General features: G+C 53.5%; 19 protein-coding genes. 6 read left to right on the top strand and 13 right to left on the bottom strand.

Going from position 1 to position 19,279, the window contains the following annotated elements; translation table 11 throughout:
• Positions 1-695 precede the first annotated feature (695 nt).
• The 4 genes from K6123_RS09495 to ilvY form a co-directional block, all read right to left on the bottom strand.
• Positions 696-1,304, bottom strand: coding sequence for a protein-methionine-sulfoxide reductase heme-binding subunit MsrQ (locus K6123_RS09495; protein ID WP_221797007.1), 609 nt, complete (start codon positions 1,302-1,304; stop codon positions 696-698).
• 12 nt (positions 1,305-1,316) lie between these two features.
• The gene (gene msrP / locus K6123_RS09490; protein WP_221797006.1) at positions 1,317-2,327 is read right to left on the bottom strand and encodes a protein-methionine-sulfoxide reductase catalytic subunit MsrP; all 1,011 of its coding nucleotides are present in this window, start codon (positions 2,325-2,327) and stop codon (positions 1,317-1,319) included.
• 80 nt (positions 2,328-2,407) lie between these two features.
• Positions 2,408-3,202, bottom strand: a complete 795-nt coding sequence (pssA, locus tag K6123_RS09485; protein WP_221797005.1) for a CDP-diacylglycerol--serine O-phosphatidyltransferase — start codon at positions 3,200-3,202, stop codon at positions 2,408-2,410.
• 97 nt (positions 3,203-3,299) lie between these two features.
• Complete coding sequence (gene ilvY / locus K6123_RS09480; protein WP_221797003.1) at positions 3,300-4,178, bottom strand: HTH-type transcriptional activator IlvY; 879 nt, start codon at positions 4,176-4,178, stop codon at positions 3,300-3,302.
• Between the two features lie 228 nt (positions 4,179-4,406).
• On the opposite strand from ilvY, the gene ilvC reads away from it, so the two are divergent.
• Positions 4,407-5,897: a ketol-acid reductoisomerase gene (ilvC, locus tag K6123_RS09475; RefSeq protein WP_221797001.1), complete on the top strand. Its 1,491-nt coding sequence runs from the start codon at positions 4,407-4,409 to the stop codon at positions 5,895-5,897.
• A gap of 64 nt (positions 5,898-5,961) precedes the next feature.
• On the opposite strand, the gene K6123_RS09470 is transcribed toward ilvC, so the two are convergent.
• A complete protein-coding gene (locus tag K6123_RS09470) occupies positions 5,962-6,882 on the bottom strand; it encodes a LysR family transcriptional regulator (protein ID WP_221796999.1) in 921 nt (306 codons plus the stop codon).
• A 122-nt stretch (positions 6,883-7,004) separates the two neighbouring features.
• Here K6123_RS09470 and K6123_RS09465 point away from each other — a divergent pair, with 122 nt between their 5' ends.
• The gene (locus tag K6123_RS09465) at positions 7,005-7,676 is read left to right on the top strand and encodes a glutathione S-transferase family protein (RefSeq protein WP_221796997.1); all 672 of its coding nucleotides are present in this window, start codon (positions 7,005-7,007) and stop codon (positions 7,674-7,676) included.
• A 72-nt stretch (positions 7,677-7,748) separates the two neighbouring features.
• Here the strand turns inward: K6123_RS09465 and K6123_RS09460 are convergent, their stop codons facing one another.
• Positions 7,749-8,471: a hypothetical protein gene (locus K6123_RS09460; RefSeq protein WP_221796995.1), complete on the bottom strand. Its 723-nt coding sequence runs from the start codon at positions 8,469-8,471 to the stop codon at positions 7,749-7,751.
• On the bottom strand, positions 8,468-8,731 hold the full coding sequence (locus tag K6123_RS09455; RefSeq protein ID WP_221796993.1) for a glutaredoxin family protein: 264 nt from the start codon (positions 8,729-8,731) through the stop codon (positions 8,468-8,470). The genes K6123_RS09460 and K6123_RS09455 overlap by 4 nt, the downstream gene beginning before the upstream one ends.
• A 269-nt stretch (positions 8,732-9,000) precedes the next feature.
• Between K6123_RS09455 and K6123_RS09450 the strand changes: the two genes are divergently transcribed.
• A complete protein-coding gene (locus tag K6123_RS09450) occupies positions 9,001-10,038 on the top strand; it encodes an AraC family transcriptional regulator (RefSeq protein ID WP_221796991.1) in 1,038 nt (345 codons plus the stop codon).
• 20 nt (positions 10,039-10,058) lie between these two features.
• Here K6123_RS09450 and K6123_RS09445 read toward each other — a convergent pair whose 3' ends face one another.
• The 5 genes from K6123_RS09445 to lepB form a co-directional block, all read right to left on the bottom strand.
• A complete protein-coding gene (locus K6123_RS09445; RefSeq protein WP_221796989.1) occupies positions 10,059-10,613 on the bottom strand; it encodes an NUDIX domain-containing protein in 555 nt (184 codons plus the stop codon).
• Complete coding sequence (gene rrtA, locus K6123_RS09440) at positions 10,610-11,209, bottom strand: rhombosortase (RefSeq protein WP_221796987.1); 600 nt, start codon at positions 11,207-11,209, stop codon at positions 10,610-10,612. The genes K6123_RS09445 and rrtA overlap by 4 nt, the downstream gene beginning before the upstream one ends.
• A 38-nt stretch (positions 11,210-11,247) precedes the next feature.
• Entirely contained in the window at positions 11,248-13,209 is a 1,962-nt protein-coding gene (locus K6123_RS09435) for a M6 family metalloprotease domain-containing protein (protein WP_221796985.1), read from the bottom strand.
• A 312-nt stretch (positions 13,210-13,521) separates the two neighbouring features.
• Positions 13,522-13,878 carry a glutaredoxin family protein gene (locus tag K6123_RS09430; protein ID WP_221796983.1) on the bottom strand — a complete coding sequence of 119 codons (357 nt, stop codon included), beginning with the start codon at positions 13,876-13,878 and terminating at the stop codon, positions 13,522-13,524.
• Between the two features lie 296 nt (positions 13,879-14,174).
• Complete coding sequence (lepB, locus tag K6123_RS09425) at positions 14,175-14,957, bottom strand: signal peptidase I (protein ID WP_221796981.1); 783 nt, start codon at positions 14,955-14,957, stop codon at positions 14,175-14,177.
• A 264-nt stretch (positions 14,958-15,221) separates the two neighbouring features.
• Here lepB and K6123_RS09420 point away from each other — a divergent pair, with 264 nt between their 5' ends.
• The 3 genes from K6123_RS09420 (at position 15,222) to K6123_RS09410 (ending at position 18,381) form a co-directional block, all read left to right on the top strand.
• Positions 15,222-17,282, top strand: a complete 2,061-nt coding sequence (locus K6123_RS09420) for a 5'-nucleotidase C-terminal domain-containing protein (protein ID WP_246624693.1) — start codon at positions 15,222-15,224, stop codon at positions 17,280-17,282.
• Entirely contained in the window at positions 17,257-17,976 is a 720-nt protein-coding gene (locus tag K6123_RS09415) for a YgjP-like metallopeptidase domain-containing protein (protein WP_425517705.1), read from the top strand. The genes K6123_RS09420 and K6123_RS09415 overlap by 26 nt, the downstream gene beginning before the upstream one ends.
• Positions 17,977-18,126: 150 nt before the next feature.
• Positions 18,127-18,381: a hypothetical protein gene (locus tag K6123_RS09410; RefSeq protein ID WP_221796977.1), complete on the top strand. Its 255-nt coding sequence runs from the start codon at positions 18,127-18,129 to the stop codon at positions 18,379-18,381.
• A gap of 14 nt (positions 18,382-18,395) precedes the next feature.
• Here the strand turns inward: K6123_RS09410 and K6123_RS09405 are convergent, their stop codons facing one another.
• A complete protein-coding gene (locus K6123_RS09405; protein WP_221796976.1) occupies positions 18,396-19,178 on the bottom strand; it encodes a CHAD domain-containing protein in 783 nt (260 codons plus the stop codon).
• Positions 19,179-19,279: the final 101 nt, after the last annotated feature.

The raw sequence follows: 19,279 nt of genomic DNA, 5'->3' as shown, positions 1-19,279 counted from the left end.
CTTGCATGTGTTAAGCCTGCCGCCAGCGTTCAATCTGAGCCATGATCAAACTCTTCAGTTTAAAAAGTTTCGATTGGTGGAATATCCAATCTAAATCTTGCTCAAGAATAAAACTGTTAACATTCACGTAAATGAATTATCGACGAGTTCTTACTTGATAATTTGTGACTACAAATCGTCTCAGTAAGCACCCACACGAATTACTTAATGCTGAATTTTTAAAGAACTGTTCGACCTGTCGTCGAATCGGGCTGCACATTCTACTGAATCAAAGCCCGGTGTCAAGAAGTTTTTTTCAAATCGTTTCGATTAAAACCAACCACCGAAACCAAACCCTCAACCGCTTCAGACTTATCCGAAACGAGGCGCGTATTCTACAGCGCCATTTTTCACTGTCAAGCGTTATTTTTAAAATCTCTTTCAAAAACAATCACTTACAGCCGAAACACTCAATCAAACAACCGAGCATCTCGAATCAAGGCGGCGAATAATACGCGAATAATCTGGAAGATCAACACCTGATTGAAGTTTTTCTTTTCAGCCTACCCGACTACAAACATCCAGGAGACTCAAAAGAATCCGGCGACCCGAGCGGTTAAACACACTCTTTTCGCCGTCCTTCGCTGCCGAAGCAGTGAAGAGGCGCGCATTATAGGGACGCCTCATTTTGAGTCAATCTCTTTGTGAAAGTTTTTTTACAGGGCAAATAATCGACGTTTTTTAGCCACCAAAGCCAAACGTTCCAATAGCAGTGCAGCCATCAGAGAAGAATACAGAACCGGTTCGAACCAGTTTGAACGAATCTGCAGCAAATAATGCACGGCGACCAAAACGCCAACGACATAAACCAGCTGATGAAGAGTTCTCCATCGCCTTCCCAGTTTACGCTGCCAATAATTCATGGATGTAGCAGCCAGCGGTAGCAGTAACAGCCAGGCAATAAAGCCAAAGGTCAGATACGGCCGTTCGATAACTTCACTGAGGATGTCACTCCACTGCCAGGCCAACAAGAAAGCCATATACGAGAGCAGGTGCAAGGTCGCGTAGAAGAATGCAAACAAACCTATCATGCGTCGATGCAACATGAGCTGTGCCACACCCAATCGCCTCAAGGTCGAGCAGGAGAGTCCCAGCAGCAGAAAAACAAAGGTCCAGGTCCCGGTGAAGAAAACAATAGCCCTTCCTGGTTCTGGCCCCAGTACATCCCACTCTCCCATTTGTAGTCGTACGACTTTCCAGCCGATCCACAACAAAGGCAAAAGCCCCAACGTAAAAACCAGCAGCTTACGGAGTGATTTATTCATTGTCCGGATCTCTCAATAGAACTTTTTCAGATCCATACCGCTATACAAGGATGCGACCTCTTCGCCGTAACCATTAAACATCCGGGTTTCGATTCTGTTGGGTGCCAATAAGCCACTCGGCAAGCGACGTTCGTGAGCCTGGCTCCAGCGTGGGTGATCCACTTGTGGATTCACGTTGGCGTAGAAGCCATATTCATTGGCGGCGATGTCACTCCAGGTGGTGTTAGGTTGTTGTTCGGTAAAGCGGATGCCAACGATCGACTTGATACTCTTGAAGCCGTATTTCCACGGTACAACCAGGCGCAGCGGCGCACCGTTCTGATTCGGAAGAATTTCCCCATATAAGCCAACGGCCATAATGGTTAGCGGATGCATCGCCTCATCCATACGCAATGCTTCCTGATACGGCCAATCGATCAGGGCAAAACGGCTGCGCTGTTCCGGCATTTGGCTTTTGTCGACCAGCGTCTGAAATTGCACGTATTTGGCAGAAGACAAGGGTTTGAAACGTTTCAGCAGGTCAGCCAGTGGAAAGCCAATCCAGGGAATCACCATCGACCAGGCCTCGACACAACGCAGGCGATAGATTCGCTCTTCCAGTGCGATGCCCTTAAGTAAGTCCTCCAGCGACAGCGTACCCGGATTTTCACAAGCACCTTCGACCTTGACGGACCATGGGTCCGTTATCAGTTTGCTGGCATAACGCGCCGGATCATCCTTGTCATAACCGAATTCGTAAAAATTGTTGTAGTTGGTAATCGCACTGTAGGGCGCAGGCACTTCATCACTGCCCCATGGGGAATCTTTCGCCTGCAGGATTTGTTTGGCCAACCATTCAGGCCTGGCTGCTGACGAGGAAGTATCACGCATCACCAAAGCAGAAGCAGAGCCCGCCGAGAGTAAGCTGGCACCTGCCAGAGTCAGGGAAGAAGCCGCCATAAATTGGCGACGATTCAGATAAGTACTTTGCGAGGTTATTTCTGACGCCAGCGGATCGCTGGTCTTGCGCATCTTGATCAGCATTCTTCGACTCCTGTTTGCCCTCTGGCAAGATAATCTTTGATTACCCGGAGTCGAAGAATTCCGCTGTTTCTTACAACAAATTATGCCTTTTTCTTAATCCAGCGATCCCAGGCTTCAAATGCCGGGCCAGACATCGAATAAACAAAGAAGAACAGCAGCAATACTTTGGCCGGGTCAATCGAAACCACCACAAACACCAACACGACCGCCAGCAAGGCGACAAACGGTACTTTGCCACGCAGATCCAATCCTTTGAAGCTGTGGTAACGCACGTTACTGACCATCAGCAAACCAGCTACCGGCACCAGAACCGCCATCAACCAGGCAACGTCACTACCCGGCACACCGGCGTCACTGAACATCCAAACGGTACCGGCGACCAAAGCCGCCGCCGAAGGACTGGCCAACCCCGTGAAGAAGTTTTTATCCGCCACTGCCAACTGGGTATTAAAGCGTGCCAGTCGCAGAGCCGCACCAGCAGCATAAACAAAGGCCGCAACCCAGCCGACTTTACCGAGATCCTGCAGCGCCCAGCTGAAGGCGACCAACGCGGGCGCCATACCAAAGGACACCATATCCGACAGACTGTCGTACTCAGCGCCGAAGTCACTCTGGGTATTGGTCAGTCGGGCAACCCGGCCGTCCAGGCCATCCAGAATCATCGCCACAAAAATAGCCACAGCGGCTTTTTCAAAGTGACCGTTCATCGCTGCAATAATGGCGTAGAAGCCGGAAAACAACGCCGCCGTTGTGAACAGATTTGGCAACAGGTAAATGCCCTTGCCACCTTTCCAGCCTGGTTTTCTGGGTTCGTTTTCTACGGCGTGATGATCGTCGACTGACGAGTCTTCAGTAGGGTGATCGAAATGGTTCATGGGTCAAAACAATCCTCATTAGAAATGTGGCTGGATTGCTCCCGGTTTATCGGAGCCTATTGCCTCTGATCCAGCCAACGGGTAGCCGCATTATGCGCTATCCATCAAATGCTGTCTTCCAGAGCGCCTGAATCAGTGGCTCCTGCAGTCGATGGGAGTGACAGCATAGACCAATCAGGAAAGGCTCCAGTTCTGGCTGCACCGACATCACCCGCACCCTGGAAGCCACCGGGCTGTTGCGCAACACCAGCTCGGGCACCACTCCAACACCAACCCCCAGAGACACCATACTAACGATCGCTTCATTACCTGATACCTGAGCATAGATATGAGGTTTTAACTGCTTGTCGGCAAACCACTGTTCAACCCGCGAGCGCGCCAGTCCGGTAGACGACAACACCATGGGAACATTGGGCCAGTCCGGTTCACCTTTGGTCAGCGCGGGAATCACGGCCATATTTCGCGGCGCAATAAACAGCAATGGACTGGAAGTCAGCGCCCGAAAGGTCAGACCCTGCTCAAGGGTTTCCGGACGTGCGGCGACCACCAGGTCGGCATCACTGGAGGCCAGCCGCGGAATCGACTCGGCGGCGTCGCCGGTCAGAATATTCAGATCAACATTGGGATACTGCTCCCTGAAACGCGACAGCAAATCCGGCAACACCGTAAAACTGGCCGTAACCGAACAGAACAAGGTCAGTTGACCTGCCAGATCACTGACACCGGTTTTGACCTCGTTACGCAGGGTCTGCCAGTCGAACAGGGTTTGTTCGGCATGGCGGCGAAACCGCTCTCCCGCGATGGTCAATTCCAGCGGCGAGCTGTCTCGCGACATCAGCGTGGCACCGATTTCTTCTTCCATTCGCGCCAGCCGCCGGCTGAGAGTCGATGCACTCATATGCAGGAGTTCTGCTGCCCGCCCCAGATGCAAGGTTGAAGAAAGCGTAATAAAGGCCTGCAAGTCCTTGTATTCCATAAATATTCACAGCTCTGGCAAGAAGTCTTCCGGGCCATGCCAATGACATTAGCGCCGACGTTGCAAAATTTGCAAGACACCCGCGCAAATATAGCATTTTACGCAACGTACAGCTTGCCCTACCATGGCCCGCGTCGAAAACAGTACATCAGAGTACGCCCGGGTCCGCATGACCCAAAACGGCGTGCCGCTACTATATTCAGAACCCCTGTAATGAGGATTCCCGTCATGGGTAACAACTACTTCAACACGCTGAACCTGCGTGAAAAACTGGACCAGCTGGGTCGCTGCCGTTTCATGGATCGCGAAGAATTCGCATCCGAAGCTGAATTCCTGAAAGGCAAAAAAGTGGTCATCGTTGGTTGTGGTGCCCAGGGTCTGAACCAGGGTCTGAACATGCGTGACTCCGGTCTGGACGTTTCCTACGCCCTGCGCGCTGCTGCTATCGCAGAAAAGCGTCAGTCCTGGAAAAACGCTTCTGACAACGGTTTCACTGTTGGCACTTACGAAGAACTAATCCCGACTGCCGACCTGGTGATGAACCTGACTCCAGACAAGCAGCACACTGACGTGGTTAACACCGTTATGCCACTGATGAAAGAAGGCGCTTGCCTAGGTTACTCCCACGGCTTCAACGTGGTTGAAGAAGGCATGCAGATCCGTGAAGACCTGACCGTTGTGATGGTTGCGCCGAAGTGCCCGGGTTCCGAAGTACGTGAAGAATACAAGCGTGGTTTCGGTGTTCCTACCCTGATCGCCGTTCACCCTGAAAACGATCCAAAAGGTGAAGGCTGGGATATCGCCAAAGCATGGGCTGCCGCGACCGGTGGTCACCGCGCCGGCTGTCTGGAATCTTCTTTCGTTGCCGAAGTTAAGTCTGACCTGATGGGCGAACAAACCATTCTGTGCGGCATGCTGCAGACTGGCGCCATCCTGGGCTTCGAGAAAATGGTTGAAGACGGTATCGACGAAGGCTACGCAGCCAAGCTGATCCAGTACGGTTGGGAAACCGTGACTGAAGCGCTGAAGTACGGCGGCATCACCAACATGATGGACCGTCTGTCCAACCCGGCCAAAATCGAAGCTTTCGACATGGCGGAAGACCTGAAAGAACTGATGCGTCCGCTGTTCCGCAAGCACCAGGCAGACATTATTTCTGGCGAATTCTCCCGCACCATGATGGAAGACTGGGCCAATAACGATGCCAACCTGCTGAAATGGCGTGAAGAAACTGCCGAAACCGGTTTCGAAAAAGCTCCAGCTTCTGACGTTGAAATCGATGAGCAGGAATACTTCGACCACGGCATCATGCTGGTTGCCATGATCAAGGCTGGTGTAGAACTGGCGTTCGAATCCATGGTTGAGTCCGGCATCGTTGAAGAGTCTGCTTACTACGAGTCTCTGCACGAAACCCCACTGATCGCCAACACCATCGCTCGTCGCAAGCTGTACGAGATGAACGTTGTGATCTCCGACACTGCTGAATACGGTAACTACCTGTTCTCTCACGCTGCCGTACCGCTGCTGCGCGAGAAGTTCATGCCGCACATCAGCACTGACGTGATCGGTAAAGGTCTGAACGTGAAGTCCAACTCTGTTGACAACGCGCGTCTGATCGAAGTTAACGAAGCCATCCGTAACCACCCTGTTGAGTGGGTTGGTGCCGAGCTGCGTGGCTACATGACTGACATGAAGCGTATCGTTGAAGCTTCCAAGTAAGCCCGGCTTCGCTTGAGTCATAAAAAACCCGCTGCGGCGGGTTTTTTATTGGAGCTGGCAGTTGTCAGACAAACTCTCGTTGCTGGTAATTTTGTTGTACTTGATTGCTTTCACGACTCCAGCCTCCCAGCTGCATCTGCTGGTGAAAGGCCCGACTGACCTCAGCCGCAGTTTTATGGCCAAACAACGAATGGGTATGAGTACCCAACTGCAAGACAATATCGACCGATGGCAGTACCGGTAACTGCTGGTGCTTGTGCAGATCAAATTCAAAGATCCCCTCACTACGTGAACTGCGCGCCATCGCGGTAATGCCCATGCCCTGCTTCAACAAGGATTTGATTGTCGTTGCGCTTTGGGTAGCGCAGACCAGATCGTACGGCCGCCCCAGCTTGTCCATGCCATCAATCGCCGCCGAGTGAAACTTGCAGGTCGCCTCATACAGAATCAACGGCACCCGCATGGCATCCAGTAATTCCGGGAAACCACCATGCATCCAGACGCCGACGTCCTGATGCAACAGATAACCTTCTTCCTGGTCCGGCGCACTGGTCAAAATCGCGGCGTCGATGCTACCGGCACTCAACAAGCGACGAAGCTCACCACTGTGATCGCAGTGCACCTGAAAGCCCATATCCGGCAGCCGCTGCCGAATCAGTGCCAGCAAACTGGTCAGAATCGACTCGACATAATCGTCCGGGCAGCCAATCCGCAATGGCGACACCACCGCACCACTGGCCAACTGGCCCATGGCTTCATCGTGCATCACCAGAATCCGGCGGGCATAACTGGCCAACATGCGTCCCTGATCCGTCAGCGCGACATTACGGCCCTGTTTCTGGAACAAGGCCTGGCCAATATCCGACTCCAGCTTTTTCATCTGCATACTGACCGCACTCTGGGTACGGAACACCCGTGCCGCCGCCTGCGTAAACGAGCCGGTTTCAATAAACGCCACAAAGCTTCGAAGGGCATCGATATCCATGCACAAACCTATTTGAATTGCTGATGAGTTCCATGAAAACGATTCGATAGTCTCACAGGTTTAACTTCTGCACACTGACAACCACTGAGATAACAGCACAGACTCAACAAAGGACGACATTTATGGAACTGCTCATCGGCAACAAGAACTACTCGACCTGGTCACTGCGCGGCTGGCTGATGTTAAAAGCCTGGGACATCCCGTTTAACGAGCATCAGTACGTGCTGGATACCGATGACTTCCGTGCCCAGTTAGCGAAATATCCACAAGCCGCCGGCATGGTACCGCTGCTAATTGATAACCAGGACGGCGACGAGTTGCTGGTTTGGGATTCTCTGGCGATTTGTGAATACATCAATGAACAGTATCTGGATGGCAAAGGCTGGCCAGCAAATGCTGCTGCTCGTGCCCGCGCCCGCTCAGTCGCCGCTGAAATGCACTCGGGTTTTAACGCCATCCGTAATGAACTGCCAATGAACCTGCGCGCCCAACGTAAAGTCGAGCTGTCAGCGGCGGCCCACCAGAACATCGCTCGCATCAATCAGCTTTGGACTGAACTGCGCGAGCAATACAAGGCACAAGGGCCGTACCTATTTGGTGAATTCAGCATCGTTGATGTGATGTTTGCACCCGTGGTATTCCGCTTCCCGAGCTATGGCATCACGCTGCAACCGCTGGCAGAACAATACGCCCAGACCCTGCGTAGTCACCCGGCGATGCAGCTGTGGCTGGAGCTGTCGAAACTGGAAACCGATATTGTCGAAAAAGATGAAGCTGGCGAGCCGGTTGCATAAATGATCGACGCCACAAACGACAGAGCCTGGCACTGGCCAGGCTCTGTAAGACGGAACAAGATTATCGACGGATCAGTCGACGATCATGCAGTTGCCCCACTCGCAACGTAGCAACAGCGATTTGGCATCGCTACAGGTTGCCAGATAAACCTCATCGGGCCAGTTGTTGCGCAGCAGATTGACCTTGGCATCCGGGCAGGCATAACGCTTGGCCAACTTTTCCACCACGTAGAAAGAACGACCATATTCAACCTGGGTCTGATTCTTGACGCTGGCTTCCTTCATCATCAGCGCGTCACCCTTGGCTTCACGGAAATGCTGCAGCTCCAGCAATTGCTGATAGGTTTGTTGCTGCTTGTCGAGATCCAGGTCACCCTGGCTGAACTGGTTCAGCTGCTTGATGCAGGTATCTTCACGATCCGGGTTATTTTTCAGCGCCGCATCAACTTCCTGCTCGGCTTTTTCATTCAGATCCCAGGTCATCACCGCCAGCATGCGGGCATCCGTGTATTGACGTTCGCCAGTTACACCCAGGGCACTCCAGGCCAGACCATAGTCAGCGCCTTCAACCAGGCCACCGTTGCGGTTCCACCAGCTGTGACGGGCATCTTCTGCTGCCCGCTGGGCCAGCATACTGACTTCTGTACAGCTGTCTGCCCAAGTCCGCACCCGGGTATCCGCCGCCAGGGCATCATAAATGGCGGCACCTTTGGGCGACATTTGCGGTGCCGAAGCACAACCGGTTAATACAGTCAGTCCCACGGCCAGTAATGGCCAGGCTGCAGAAACTTTCATTTCAACTCCTTGTTACCGCTTTGATGGCTGGACAACCAGTCCAGCAGACGTTGCATATCGAAGGGCCAGTTCAGCTCTTCGCCATCAGAATCATGTTTCAGGACCGGGATCTTGAGACCGTAGGCAGCGACCAGCTGTTCGTCTTCAGCAATATCCTGCTGCCACACTTCTATATTGATCAACCCTGAGGCAGTGACAAGCATAGCCTCAGCGTCTTCACAAAGGTGACAGCCTTCAGTACCAAACAATGTATAGGTCACAAAAAAATTCCTGAAAATTGTTACCGTTACGGCTATAGTTTTGCGCCATATTTGAGCCGCTACTTACAAAAACAAACTATAGAGCGTGCGGTGATTGGCAGCATAATGCCGAACGAATCACTGGCTCTGTCATGAACTTCATGAAATCATCGGCCAATTCGCCTGAATTGATATAAAAATCAATTAGAATGCTGCCACAGCATCGGCTTCCGCTGACGTCAATCCGTTACATATGAGCTGTCGTAACGAATCGGGGAGTATAACCAACCATGAGGCTTCAACAAGGATATCTGGCAACACTGGTCCTGATGCCGCTGCATCAGATCCTGCCGATCCAGCGAAGAGACTTTTTACAGCCAGCTTCCGCCCAACTAGTGCAGGAACAACCGGCATTGTTAAGCAGTGATCAGGCCGATCAGCTGTTAGGCGATCTGGTTGCAGCCCACAGTGAAGAAGACTGCTGTGTCCTGCCTCCATTGCGTTTTGATCCTTCCATTTCTGCCCCGATCCACCATCTGTTTCTCTGCAGCAACACGCTCAGGGAAGGCCTCTATTATCTGGAAAAATATTCCACCCTGCTGTCCGAACAGCTGGCTGTGAACGTGACCCGCAGTCGAATGGGACCATTGAGAGTCAAGCTGGAGCTGAAGGAAAGTGTTACAACCGAGCTCGACCGCTGGCGCTGTGAGCTGCTGATCAGTACCTTGCTGAGCTGGCTACGGCAGCTGTGTGGGTCCCGGCTGACACTGCAAGGCATCGGCCTGCCCTGGTCAGAAACCGATTACACCGTCCGTTATCGTCAACAATGGCAAACCGATGTCAGCTTCAACCAGCCAGTCTGCGCGCTGGAGTTGAACCCGGAAAGTCTCGATCTCGGCCTGCACCATACCAATCCCAATATCACCCAGTTGATGCGTCGCGAAGTGGAACTGCAGCATCGCAAACTGGCTCGCGCTGGTTCGCTGTCAGATCACATCATCAAGGCACTCGCCAATGGTCAACTGGCACTGGCTGCCAGCCAACAAGACATCGCTGCCCACTTCAATATCAGCACCCGTACACTCAATCGCCACCTGCAGAAAGACCAGACGTCTCTGAAGCAGCTGGTAACCCAGGTGCGACTGGAACAGGCTCGTCAGTTATTGATCACGACCTCGGCCAGCATCGACGATATTGCCGTCCAGCTGGGCTTGTCTGGCCGCCGGGCGCTGGACCGCATCTTCCAGAAATCCCTTGGCCTGAGCCCGGCGCAGTTTCGTCAGGAAAACGACGAACCCAGCCTTGGCAAGCAAATGGAAAACAGCTGAGCGATTTCGTTACCCGGCCATCAGGCGAGTCCCAGCAAGCGGGCTCGCTGAATCGCCGCCACACTGACTAGGTCGGTAATTCGGCCATCGAGCGTCATGGCTAACGCCTCTTCAAACGGCAGTCGGCGAATTTCCAGCTCTTCAGTGTCATCAAATTCGGTTTCGCCTTCGCTCAAGCCAGTAGCCAGAAATGCGCGGGCTTCCTCATCGGTGATGCAATTACTGACGTGAAAGAAACCTAACGACTGGTAGTGTTCAGCCAGCAGACCGGTTTCTTCCCTTAACTCACGCTTTGCAGCGTCCAGTGGTGCTTCATCACGCGGGCAACCGCCCATCGGCAATTCCCAGCTATACACTTGCAGTGGAAAACGATACTGCCCCACCAGCCAGGTATCACCATTATCGGCCAGCGGCAGAATCGCTACTGCGGTGCCTTTGAAGTGCACCGTACCGTAAATTCCCGGCTTGCCGGTTGGTGCGATGACCTCGTGGTGATCGACCCGGATCCAGGGATTTTCGTAGCGAACCGACTGCTCCGTGATTTGCCAGGGGCCGCGTTTATTTGCAGAAGTCATTGAGCCTGTCCTGATGGCTGAAAATAACGTCGCCAGCCTGCCACAAGCAGTACTGCAGCGCCACCCGCCAGCAAGCCAAACAAATGTGCCCGGGTTTCGACGCGCCCGCCGATCAATCCAAACATCGCCATATCGTCATACCAGGGCGACTGCTCCCACAGCACCTTGAGACTAATCGCCGCCGCAAACAGCCAGGCAAAACGGCGACTGTAGAATTGTGACCAGAACGGGGCGACTACCAGCAAGCCGTGCAGTACGCCAGACAAGCCAACGTATTGGCGCAAGTCTGGTGCCAGCCAATACAGCCCGGCACCGACCGCCAGACTGCACCAGCCCAATAGCAGCAACACCCTCAAGTGACGGACCGAGTTACCCAACAGATAGGCAACCAGTAGCAGACCACCACAGTTACCAGCGGCATGATAGAAAGAAAGATGCGTGAAATTAGCGCTAATCAGGCGCCAGAACTGGCCGTGATCCAGGCCGTTACGATCAAACTGCAGCCATTGCTGTAACCACGGCTTACAAGCCTCCAGCCCCAGTATCACAATGACCAACAACAGCCACAGCCAATATTCCCTGAGTATTCGAATCATCCAGCATTCCGGTTGGCAGCAGCCACACCGGCATGCTTTCAGGCAAGCTTAACGGCCCGCCGAGCCAGCAACAAGCCAGCCGCCAGAATTACCAACAGGCCACCACTACCACCGCCAGAGCTGCCATCAGAGCCACTCTCGGCAACGTCTGCACTGTCATCAACTACAGCATTTTCGTCGATAGCAGCATCACTGGCCGGTTGCACAGGGCTATAGGAAATATTCATACCGGTGCGGTAAAGCAATTTCAGATTGAGGTCATAATCTTCAGCAACCGCAGTACCGTTATAAACCTGATACAACTCGCCGCTGGCCGCAGTCACCGTATCCAGCCCTAAAGTAGTACCGTTAGGAGTATCAACGTAAAAGCGCACGGCCAACCAACCGGATTGCTGGCTGACATCAATGGCACCAGTCAGAATACGATTCCAGCCAGCTTCCAGAGACAGGCTGTCCTGATACAACAGCTCGCCACCAGAAAGATCATCCGCTTGATCCAACAAGCGAATCTCCAGCTCGATTGAACCACCAGCGGCAGCGAACAAGTCCAGCCCTTCCAGTTGTTCTACGGCAGACAGATCCGACAGCGCCACCCGCATCAGCAACGACTCATCCACTCCGGCTGACCAGAACCCGGTAGCAATACGCTGATCGTAGCCAAAACTGCGGCCACCAGCGTCGCTGAAGCGCTCTACCCTCAACAGCGCCTGATTCTCACTGGCCTGTTCACCCTCGAGCTGTTCACCAGAGATAAGAGCCACCAGCTCACCACCATCGCTGGAGTAAATTGGCTGATCGACTAATGCCTCGGTCAGATTGTATTCATCTTCACTCAACAACATGGCAGACGTGGCCTGGCTGACCACCGCAGAGGATCCCACCAGACCTAACAGGCGATCATCTACCTGGCTTACCAACAATCGATTACCTGACTGGGCCTGGTCATAACCAATGCGATTGCGATATTCAACCAGCACCCGTTCGCCATGCTGATATTCGTCCAAAGGGATTTCCACCACATCATCAGACTCGCTGGCAGGATCCAGTTGCCATTCCGAAACGCCTGCTGTAGCGACTTCCGGTTGCAGGAAACCGGCACGATCTTTTGACCAGGCCAGCAAATGGGAAGGAGAGTCACCGGCTTGTTCGATACCATTCCAGCCGCCCAGTCCCATCAGGCCCCAGCGGCCAATGCCTTCCGCAATACCGGTATTGTCCTGCATATCCGGCAGCCCCAGCAGCAGGTGACCCAGCTCGTGGCAGATCACACCAATTGTTGCCATATGGTCTTCGTGCTGCTCACCAACCATCGCAAAGCTGTCCAGTTTCAGGCCATCCAGGCGGAAGAATCCCAGACTGGTCTGGTGCGCCCAGATACGAGGATGGCTGCTGCGGCTGCCAGCGTAGGCCTGCTCATAACCGGCAACCACAATCAGCACTGCCGCTTCACTGGTGGCCAGCTGACCATCCTGATTCAGATCGAGCTGCTGCAGCCCATCCAACAGACCTTGCTGGCTGGCGGCAGTGAGAACCTGTTGCGCCAGTGACGCACTGTTACCACTGGCTGCGCTGCCGAAGTCCGGATGATTCTGATCCAGCTGAATGTCAATCACACCGTCAAAAGCCGCTTGCAGCTGCATCACACCATAGGAAGTTTCGTTGAAATAACCGGCAACGCTGCGGCTACCATCAAATAACTGTTGCTGCCACTGTGCGGCGGAATACACCAGCGGTTGATCGTTAAAAGCCACCCGGATCACAATCAACGGCTGCTGTTGTTCGGCCACATCGGTGCTCAGGGAGTTGATATCAGCATCACTGCTGATGACGGAATGAGTCACAGAGGATTGCGATTCAAGCGCCTGTTGCTCCAGCAACGGCATTCGGGAACCGTCCAGTGCTGGCAGTGAGGCCAGCGCAGCAGGAGCCTGAAATATAACCGCCATCAGAGTGAATAAAACACTGCAGAATACACGGAAGAAGCGGTTAGCGATGATCATCAGACAGGCCTTGTTGTAATTCCTGTCTTGAGTGTAGGAGGGTCAATCAGAGGAAGAATCAGCTGGCAACAACACACTACCAATCTGGATACGAGGTAACACTGAACACACGTACAGATACTTTTCTTACGTGCTGTTACATATTGAGTAAAGGATCAGTAATAAACCCTGTGTATATCAATCCCGGGGATTTTAGAAACGTAATACTGGAGCTGATTGGCCGTGCAAGCCCAACAGAAACGGCCAGATAAAACCAACAAAAAAGCCCGGTCAGAAACCTGACCGGGCTTTTTTGTACAGCGATGTCAACGTTCAGAAGCGCTGATCGAGATAATCCAGAATAGCCTGAGGGCTATACAACCACTGACTGCCGGTATCGCCATCAACCCGCAGACAAGGAACCCGGGGGGCACCACCACCAATCACCAGCTCATTGCGGTAGGCATCAACGCGCAAAACATCTTTTTCCACCACTCGCAGCCCCAGTCGTTCACAATGACGACGCACCTGGATAGACGATGCACACTGACGGGAGAAGTACAGGTGCATCCGGCGGGATTCACGATCAAGAGTCGATTGCTGATCCGCAGCACGCGCCACCGGACGGACCGGAACCACACGATCCACCCAATCCAATGCCATACCTTTCAGTTGACGAGTCACGTTCATAACGCCACGCACACCACAAAATTTGGCCGGCAATTCTAATCAGACTGTGGCAAAGATCCAGCCCTGTACGATGATTTTTTCAGACCAGCTTGTTATCAAAAATGATCTGTATATTCGATGAGATCAGGTACCCAGGTTAAGCCATGTAACCGTCGCCAGCACAGCCAGCATAATCAGGGTGGCACCCCAACGGGAGTAGAGACAAATACGGCAGGGTTTATGAGTCACAGAGGCGGGCTCCTGACGTGATATCAGCAACCCGGGGCGGGCTGCTGATACCCAATAATGGAAGTGGATCAGTTGATCCAGGTATTACGAGAAAAGGATGGCAGATCTGACCAGCTTTTCCAGTGCATCCAGATGGCAACCGCCTTACCGACAATATTTTTCTCCGGTACAAAACCCCAGAAACGGCTGTCAGAGCTATTACCACGGTTGTCGCCCATCATGAAATACTGGCCTTCCGGCACATCCCAGGCGCCTTCCGGTCCGGTGGCCACCATGACTTCACCGTTCTGGCTGGCAGCCGGATTCACGGCCCACTGGATTTTGGCTTGGTGTTCACCCAGCTGTTCCTGCACAAAGTAGTTAACCGGACGATATACCGGCTCACCGCCCAACGGTTTCATATCCACTTTCTGACCATTCACAGTCAGCTGGCCCTGATGATATTCAATATGGTCGCCCGGCAAGCCGATCACCCGCTTAATGAAATACCGATTGTCGTTGGGCGGGAAGAACACCATCACGTCACCGTGCTCAGGCTCGCCGACGGGAACCAGGGTATTGCCCCACACCGGCATTCGCAGACCATAGTGAAACTTGCTAACCAGAATAAAGTCGCCTTCGATCAGACCCGGCTCCATTGACGCAGACGGAATCTGGAATGGCTCGGCGATAAAGGAGCGCAGCACAAACACCACTGCCAACACCGGGAAAAACGACTTGCTCTGTTCAATCAGAAACGGCTCTGCTGCCCCATCTGCTCGTTTGCGAGCAAGCAACAGTTTGTCGGCCAAAGCGATAACGCCAGTCGCCAGCGTGGCGATCATCAGGATCAGCGGGAAATCAATATTCATAAGAAAGCAGGGGTCCAGTGCGGCAGAACATGAGAAAGCTGGGCAGGCATTCTAGCGACAGCCAGAAGCGCTGGCGAGCATTGGCGGCTTGTAGACCCTCTAATGGCAAGCAAATTCCAACGCTATTCAGCCAATCGTAGCGAGCCCATCGCCATCAACTGTAAACAAGTGTCATTTCCCCGTCATGGTTCATTAATCGAACAGTCACCATCCAGCCCTAGCTTGGGAGCCAATTTTACACGCTGAATGAATAGAGGAAGTCTGATGAAAGCGTTCAAATTGTCCGCTCTCTCGCTGGCGGTATTGCTGGCTGCATGTGGAAGCGACGGCGATAACGGTGCTGACGGCACCAATGGCTCAAACGGATCTAACGCACTGGTAAGTCAGCAAACACTGGCCGTAGGCAGCAGCGAATGCGCCAATGGTGGCACCTTGGTCAGCACGGGTATCGACAGCGATGGTGACGGCGTGCTGGCCAGCACTGAAGTCTCCTCCACTGAAGCCATCTGTAACGGTGGTGATGCCTCCAAAGCCATCGACCTGACCATCCTGCACATGAACGACCATCACTCGCACCTGGCTGCGGATGACTTCGGCTTTGATGTTTCCGGCCTCGGTCTGGATTCCAGCGTAACCGAAGTCGACGTAACCTATGGCGGCTTCCCGATGATGGTCAGCCTGTTCGACACCCTCAAAGGTCAGAACAACAACGTCCTGAAACTGCACGCTGGTGATGCGGTAACCGGCACGATTTATTACACCCTGTTCAACGGTGTTGCCGATGCCGAAATGATGAATCAGATCTGCTTTGACGCTTTCGCGCTGGGCAACCATGAATTCGACGGCGGTGACGCTGGTCTGGCCCAATTCCTCGATGCCCTCAACAGCTCAGCCTGTAACACTCCGGCGCTGGCTGCCAACGTCACCCCTGGCGCCAGCTCGGCACTGGCCAGCGGCTATCTGAAGCCATACACCACGTTCGAATTTGAAGGTGAAACTGTCGGCGTCATCGGTATCGACATCGCCAGCAAGACCAAGGAATCTTCCTTCCCGGATGCCGACACCCTGTTTGCTGACGAAACCACCACAGCCCAACAGTACATCGATGAACTGGAAGGCATGGGCGTCAACAAGATCATCCTGATGACCCATTACCAGTACACCAACGATCTGGTGCTGGCGGGTGACTTGACCGGTGTTGACGTCATCGTTGGTGGCGATTCCCACACCTTGCTGGGGAGCAGCACTTTCACCGATCTGGGCGTTGGTAACCCAGTGGCAGAATACCCGACTGTTACCACCAACGCCGACGGCGAAACTGTGTGTGTGGTACAAGCCTGGGAATATGCCCACATCATGGGCAAGCTCAACGTCAGTTTCGACGAAGACGGCGTCGTAACGTCCTGTGGCGGCCACCCTTACCTGCCAATTTCTACCGCCTATGATGCTGGCGAGGAACTGTCCAGCTCCGATACCTTCAAGATCACCCAGGCACTGACGGCGCATGATGAAGTGGTTGCCGTAACCGCTGACGCGACCGCCACTGCGATGCTGGCTGTTTATGACGAAGAAGCCGACGTATTACGCCAGACTGTGATTGGTACTGCCGCTGAGGACATGTGTTTCGAACGCATCCCTGGCCAGGGTCGTTCCAGCATCTGCGACGTATCAGCAACCTACCTGCACGGTTCTGATATCACCGGTCAGGTTGCCAAGGGCTTCGTGACGGTAACTCCAACGGCGGACATCGCGATCCAGAATGGTGGTGGTGTGCGTGTTGACCTGTCGGCTGGTGACGTTACTTTCGCTGACGCCTACGAGCTGATGCCGTTCTCCAACACCCTGGTCACGCTGGAAATGACCGGTGCCGAAATCGTCGCCGTGCTGGAAGAAGCACTCGACAATGCGCTGACTCCCGATGGCTCAACCGGCTCCTACCCATACGCCTATGGCCTCCGTTTCGACGTTGATGCATCCCAGTCTGAAGGCTCACGCCTGAGCAATATTGAGATCAACTCCCGTATGGCAGGCGACTGGACAGCGCTGGATACCAGCGCCAGCTACATCGTTGTGACCAACAACTACATCGCGGCGGGTCAGGACGGTTACGATACATTCGGCACCATTACCGGCGAGAAGTACGTTGATACCTACACCGAGTACGCCCAGAGCTTTGCCGACTACATGCAGATCCTGACTGACGCGGGTGAATCGCTGGAGAAACTGCCAACCTCTGAATACTCCACCCAGTCTTTCATCGATACTGACGGTTGTGCCCACACCACCAACCCGACCACCGATGGCTGTACTTTCGCAGCAGACTGATTACAGACTGCCAGGTGATGCATCTGCCCCACCGCCGTGGGGCAACCGGAACCGGCTTCCTGCGAAGCCGGTTTTTTTGTTTCTGAAGCCAACGCCTGCCGGAGCCACTGACAGGCTTCACAAAAGCCAGTCCGCCACCGACAATACGGCTCTCCGATCAGAAAATGCGTTATCAGTGATGAGTCAGGCCAAAGAACTTCGTTACCTGCAAGGTTACAGCCCACAGCTACAGCAACAGGCGCTGGAGCTATTGGAAGCCAATAGAACCACGGCGATTTTGCAGAAAAAATATCCGCAAGCCCATGACCTCAGCTCAGAGAAGGCGCTCTATCAATACGCCCAGGCGATCAAAAACGAGTTTATGCGCAGTTCGGCTCCAATCAGCAAGGTGATCTACGACGACAAGATTCACGTCATCAATAATGCGCTGGGGTTGCATACTTTTGTTTCGCGGGTACAGGGTGGCAAGCTCAAGTCAAAAAACGAGATTCGTATTTCCTCACTGTTTCGGCGAGTACCGGAACCACTGCTGAGAATGATTCTGGTCCATGAATTGGCCCACGTGCGCGAAAAAGACCACAACAAGGCGTTCTATAAACTCTGCTGCTATATGGAACCGGACTACTTTCAGCTGGAATTCGATCTGCGGCTGTATCTGTGCCATCGCGACCGCCACGGCGAACTCTGGAACTGAATTCCCCCAGCTGCTGACAGCTCAGCCAATGACGGCCAAAGGCCTCATGGCGTCGCTTACAGAACAGCATTATCAAGCGGTTTGTGTAGCATCTGAAATGTAGTTTGCCCGTTTTTTGATCAGGGCAAGATCAGACCGAGGAACCACACCATGATGATCGCCGACCTGCTCGACCTTGAAGATTTTATCAGTCAGCTGAAAAGCGACCTGCCGTTCATGCGCGAGCTGGAGCTGTCCAGCAGCGCCAGCAAGAATGCCGCCGGTACCATTCTGGAATCCTGGCTGCATACCGCACCAGCAGAACAGATCAACGAATTCAACGATTGGTCCAGCGAGCTGGAAAGCCGTTTTGAAGGCATGATACTGCCGGACGTACGCCAACTGCTGACCAGCCTGCGAGGCTGATAAACAGCCCTGTTTCAGCTGTCTGGCGCAAGCTTGTAGATGAGCCTTGCCAGCTGCTGACACCCGGCAATCAGTTGGTGTTCACGCTGGCGAACCTGCGTTTGCAGAACCTCCAGCTGGGCTGTTGCTTCAGCCGTCAAATCCGCCGCCTGCAGAAAGTCCTCCAGCATATGCAGGTCGTGAATTAACCCCAGCTGCTCCGCTAGCGCCCTGACGTTCATATCAACGGCTTCAGCCTGCTGTTTCAACACCTGCAGCTTCAGTAAATAGAACCAGGCTTTGACCGCCTTGCGCCAGTCATGCCAAAGCTCCCGTTGTGCCGGTGTTTGTGGCGTCATGCTGAGCTGAGGATAGAGCTTTCGACAAGCCTGTTCCGCCCGGGCGATGATTTTTGCCAGCTTGCGTGGGCTGATCAGACGCCCCTCCAGCCAACGGCTGTCGCTGGCCAACACCCCCACCCGTTTATACAGGCGCTTATGCTTTAGCCGCTGATGCTGACGATGGCGCTGCAAATATTCATACAACGCGGCAAAGTCAGAGCCTTGTTGAGTGACCAGGAGACTATCCAGTGTTGCCAGCATCACAGTCGCATCACGGGAAGGAGCCAATACGGCCGCCAGCCGTTTACTGCTGCGATTAAGCTGGCGCCGCTGCTGAGCGGATTTCAACAAGCGGCTTTGCGCGCGGGTTTGTTTGGTTAATACCCGAATATCGTGAATCAGCTCATCCGGCAGTTCAGTATCTGCTCGCTTCAGTTGTTGGCGTAGCTGCAGCAACTGTTCATGGAGAACTGACACTGATTTTTTATCCGCCTGTCTGCCCATATCCAGACCTCCATTCACTCCGCTACCAGCCACCATACGCCGCTGTGATTAACTCCGACCTGCCAGTTTGAACA

This window comes from Oceanobacter mangrovi, from assembly GCF_019740315.1.
Lineage (GTDB): Bacteria > Pseudomonadota > Gammaproteobacteria > Pseudomonadales > Oceanobacteraceae > Oceanobacter > Oceanobacter mangrovi.
The sequence above is the reverse complement of the archived record's forward strand: the minus strand, read 5'-3'. Positions and strand labels throughout refer to the sequence as shown.

What these genes read in the sequence shown, in the direction of transcription:
- K6123_RS09495 (WP_221797007.1), bottom strand. Translation starts at nt 1,304, where the DNA reads ATGAATAAATCACTCCGTAAGCTGCTGGTTTTTACGTTGGGGCTTTTG.
- msrP (WP_221797006.1), bottom strand. Translation starts at nt 2,327, where the DNA reads ATGCTGATCAAGATGCGCAAGACCAGCGATCCGCTGGCGTCAGAAATA.
- pssA (WP_221797005.1), bottom strand. Translation starts at nt 3,202, where the DNA reads ATGAACCATTTCGATCACCCTACTGAAGACTCGTCAGTCGACGATCAT.
- ilvY (WP_221797003.1), bottom strand. Translation starts at nt 4,178, where the DNA reads ATGGAATACAAGGACTTGCAGGCCTTTATTACGCTTTCTTCAACCTTG.
- ilvC (WP_221797001.1), top strand. Translation starts at nt 4,407, where the DNA reads ATGGGTAACAACTACTTCAACACGCTGAACCTGCGTGAAAAACTGGAC.
- K6123_RS09470 (WP_221796999.1), bottom strand. Translation starts at nt 6,882, where the DNA reads ATGGATATCGATGCCCTTCGAAGCTTTGTGGCGTTTATTGAAACCGGC.
- K6123_RS09465 (WP_221796997.1), top strand. Translation starts at nt 7,005, where the DNA reads ATGGAACTGCTCATCGGCAACAAGAACTACTCGACCTGGTCACTGCGC.
- K6123_RS09460 (WP_221796995.1), bottom strand. Translation starts at nt 8,471, where the DNA reads ATGAAAGTTTCTGCAGCCTGGCCATTACTGGCCGTGGGACTGACTGTA.
- K6123_RS09450 (WP_221796991.1), top strand. Translation starts at nt 9,001, where the DNA reads ATGAGGCTTCAACAAGGATATCTGGCAACACTGGTCCTGATGCCGCTG.
- K6123_RS09445 (WP_221796989.1), bottom strand. Translation starts at nt 10,613, where the DNA reads ATGACTTCTGCAAATAAACGCGGCCCCTGGCAAATCACGGAGCAGTCG.
- rrtA (WP_221796987.1), bottom strand. Translation starts at nt 11,209, where the DNA reads ATGATTCGAATACTCAGGGAATATTGGCTGTGGCTGTTGTTGGTCATT.
- K6123_RS09435 (WP_221796985.1), bottom strand. Translation starts at nt 13,209, where the DNA reads ATGATCATCGCTAACCGCTTCTTCCGTGTATTCTGCAGTGTTTTATTC.
- K6123_RS09430 (WP_221796983.1), bottom strand. Translation starts at nt 13,878, where the DNA reads ATGAACGTGACTCGTCAACTGAAAGGTATGGCATTGGATTGGGTGGAT.
- lepB (WP_221796981.1), bottom strand. Translation starts at nt 14,957, where the DNA reads ATGAATATTGATTTCCCGCTGATCCTGATGATCGCCACGCTGGCGACT.
- K6123_RS09420 (WP_246624693.1), top strand. Translation starts at nt 15,222, where the DNA reads ATGAAAGCGTTCAAATTGTCCGCTCTCTCGCTGGCGGTATTGCTGGCT.
- K6123_RS09415 (WP_425517705.1), top strand. Translation starts at nt 17,257, where the DNA reads ATGGCTGTACTTTCGCAGCAGACTGATTACAGACTGCCAGGTGATGCA.
- K6123_RS09410 (WP_221796977.1), top strand. Translation starts at nt 18,127, where the DNA reads ATGATGATCGCCGACCTGCTCGACCTTGAAGATTTTATCAGTCAGCTG.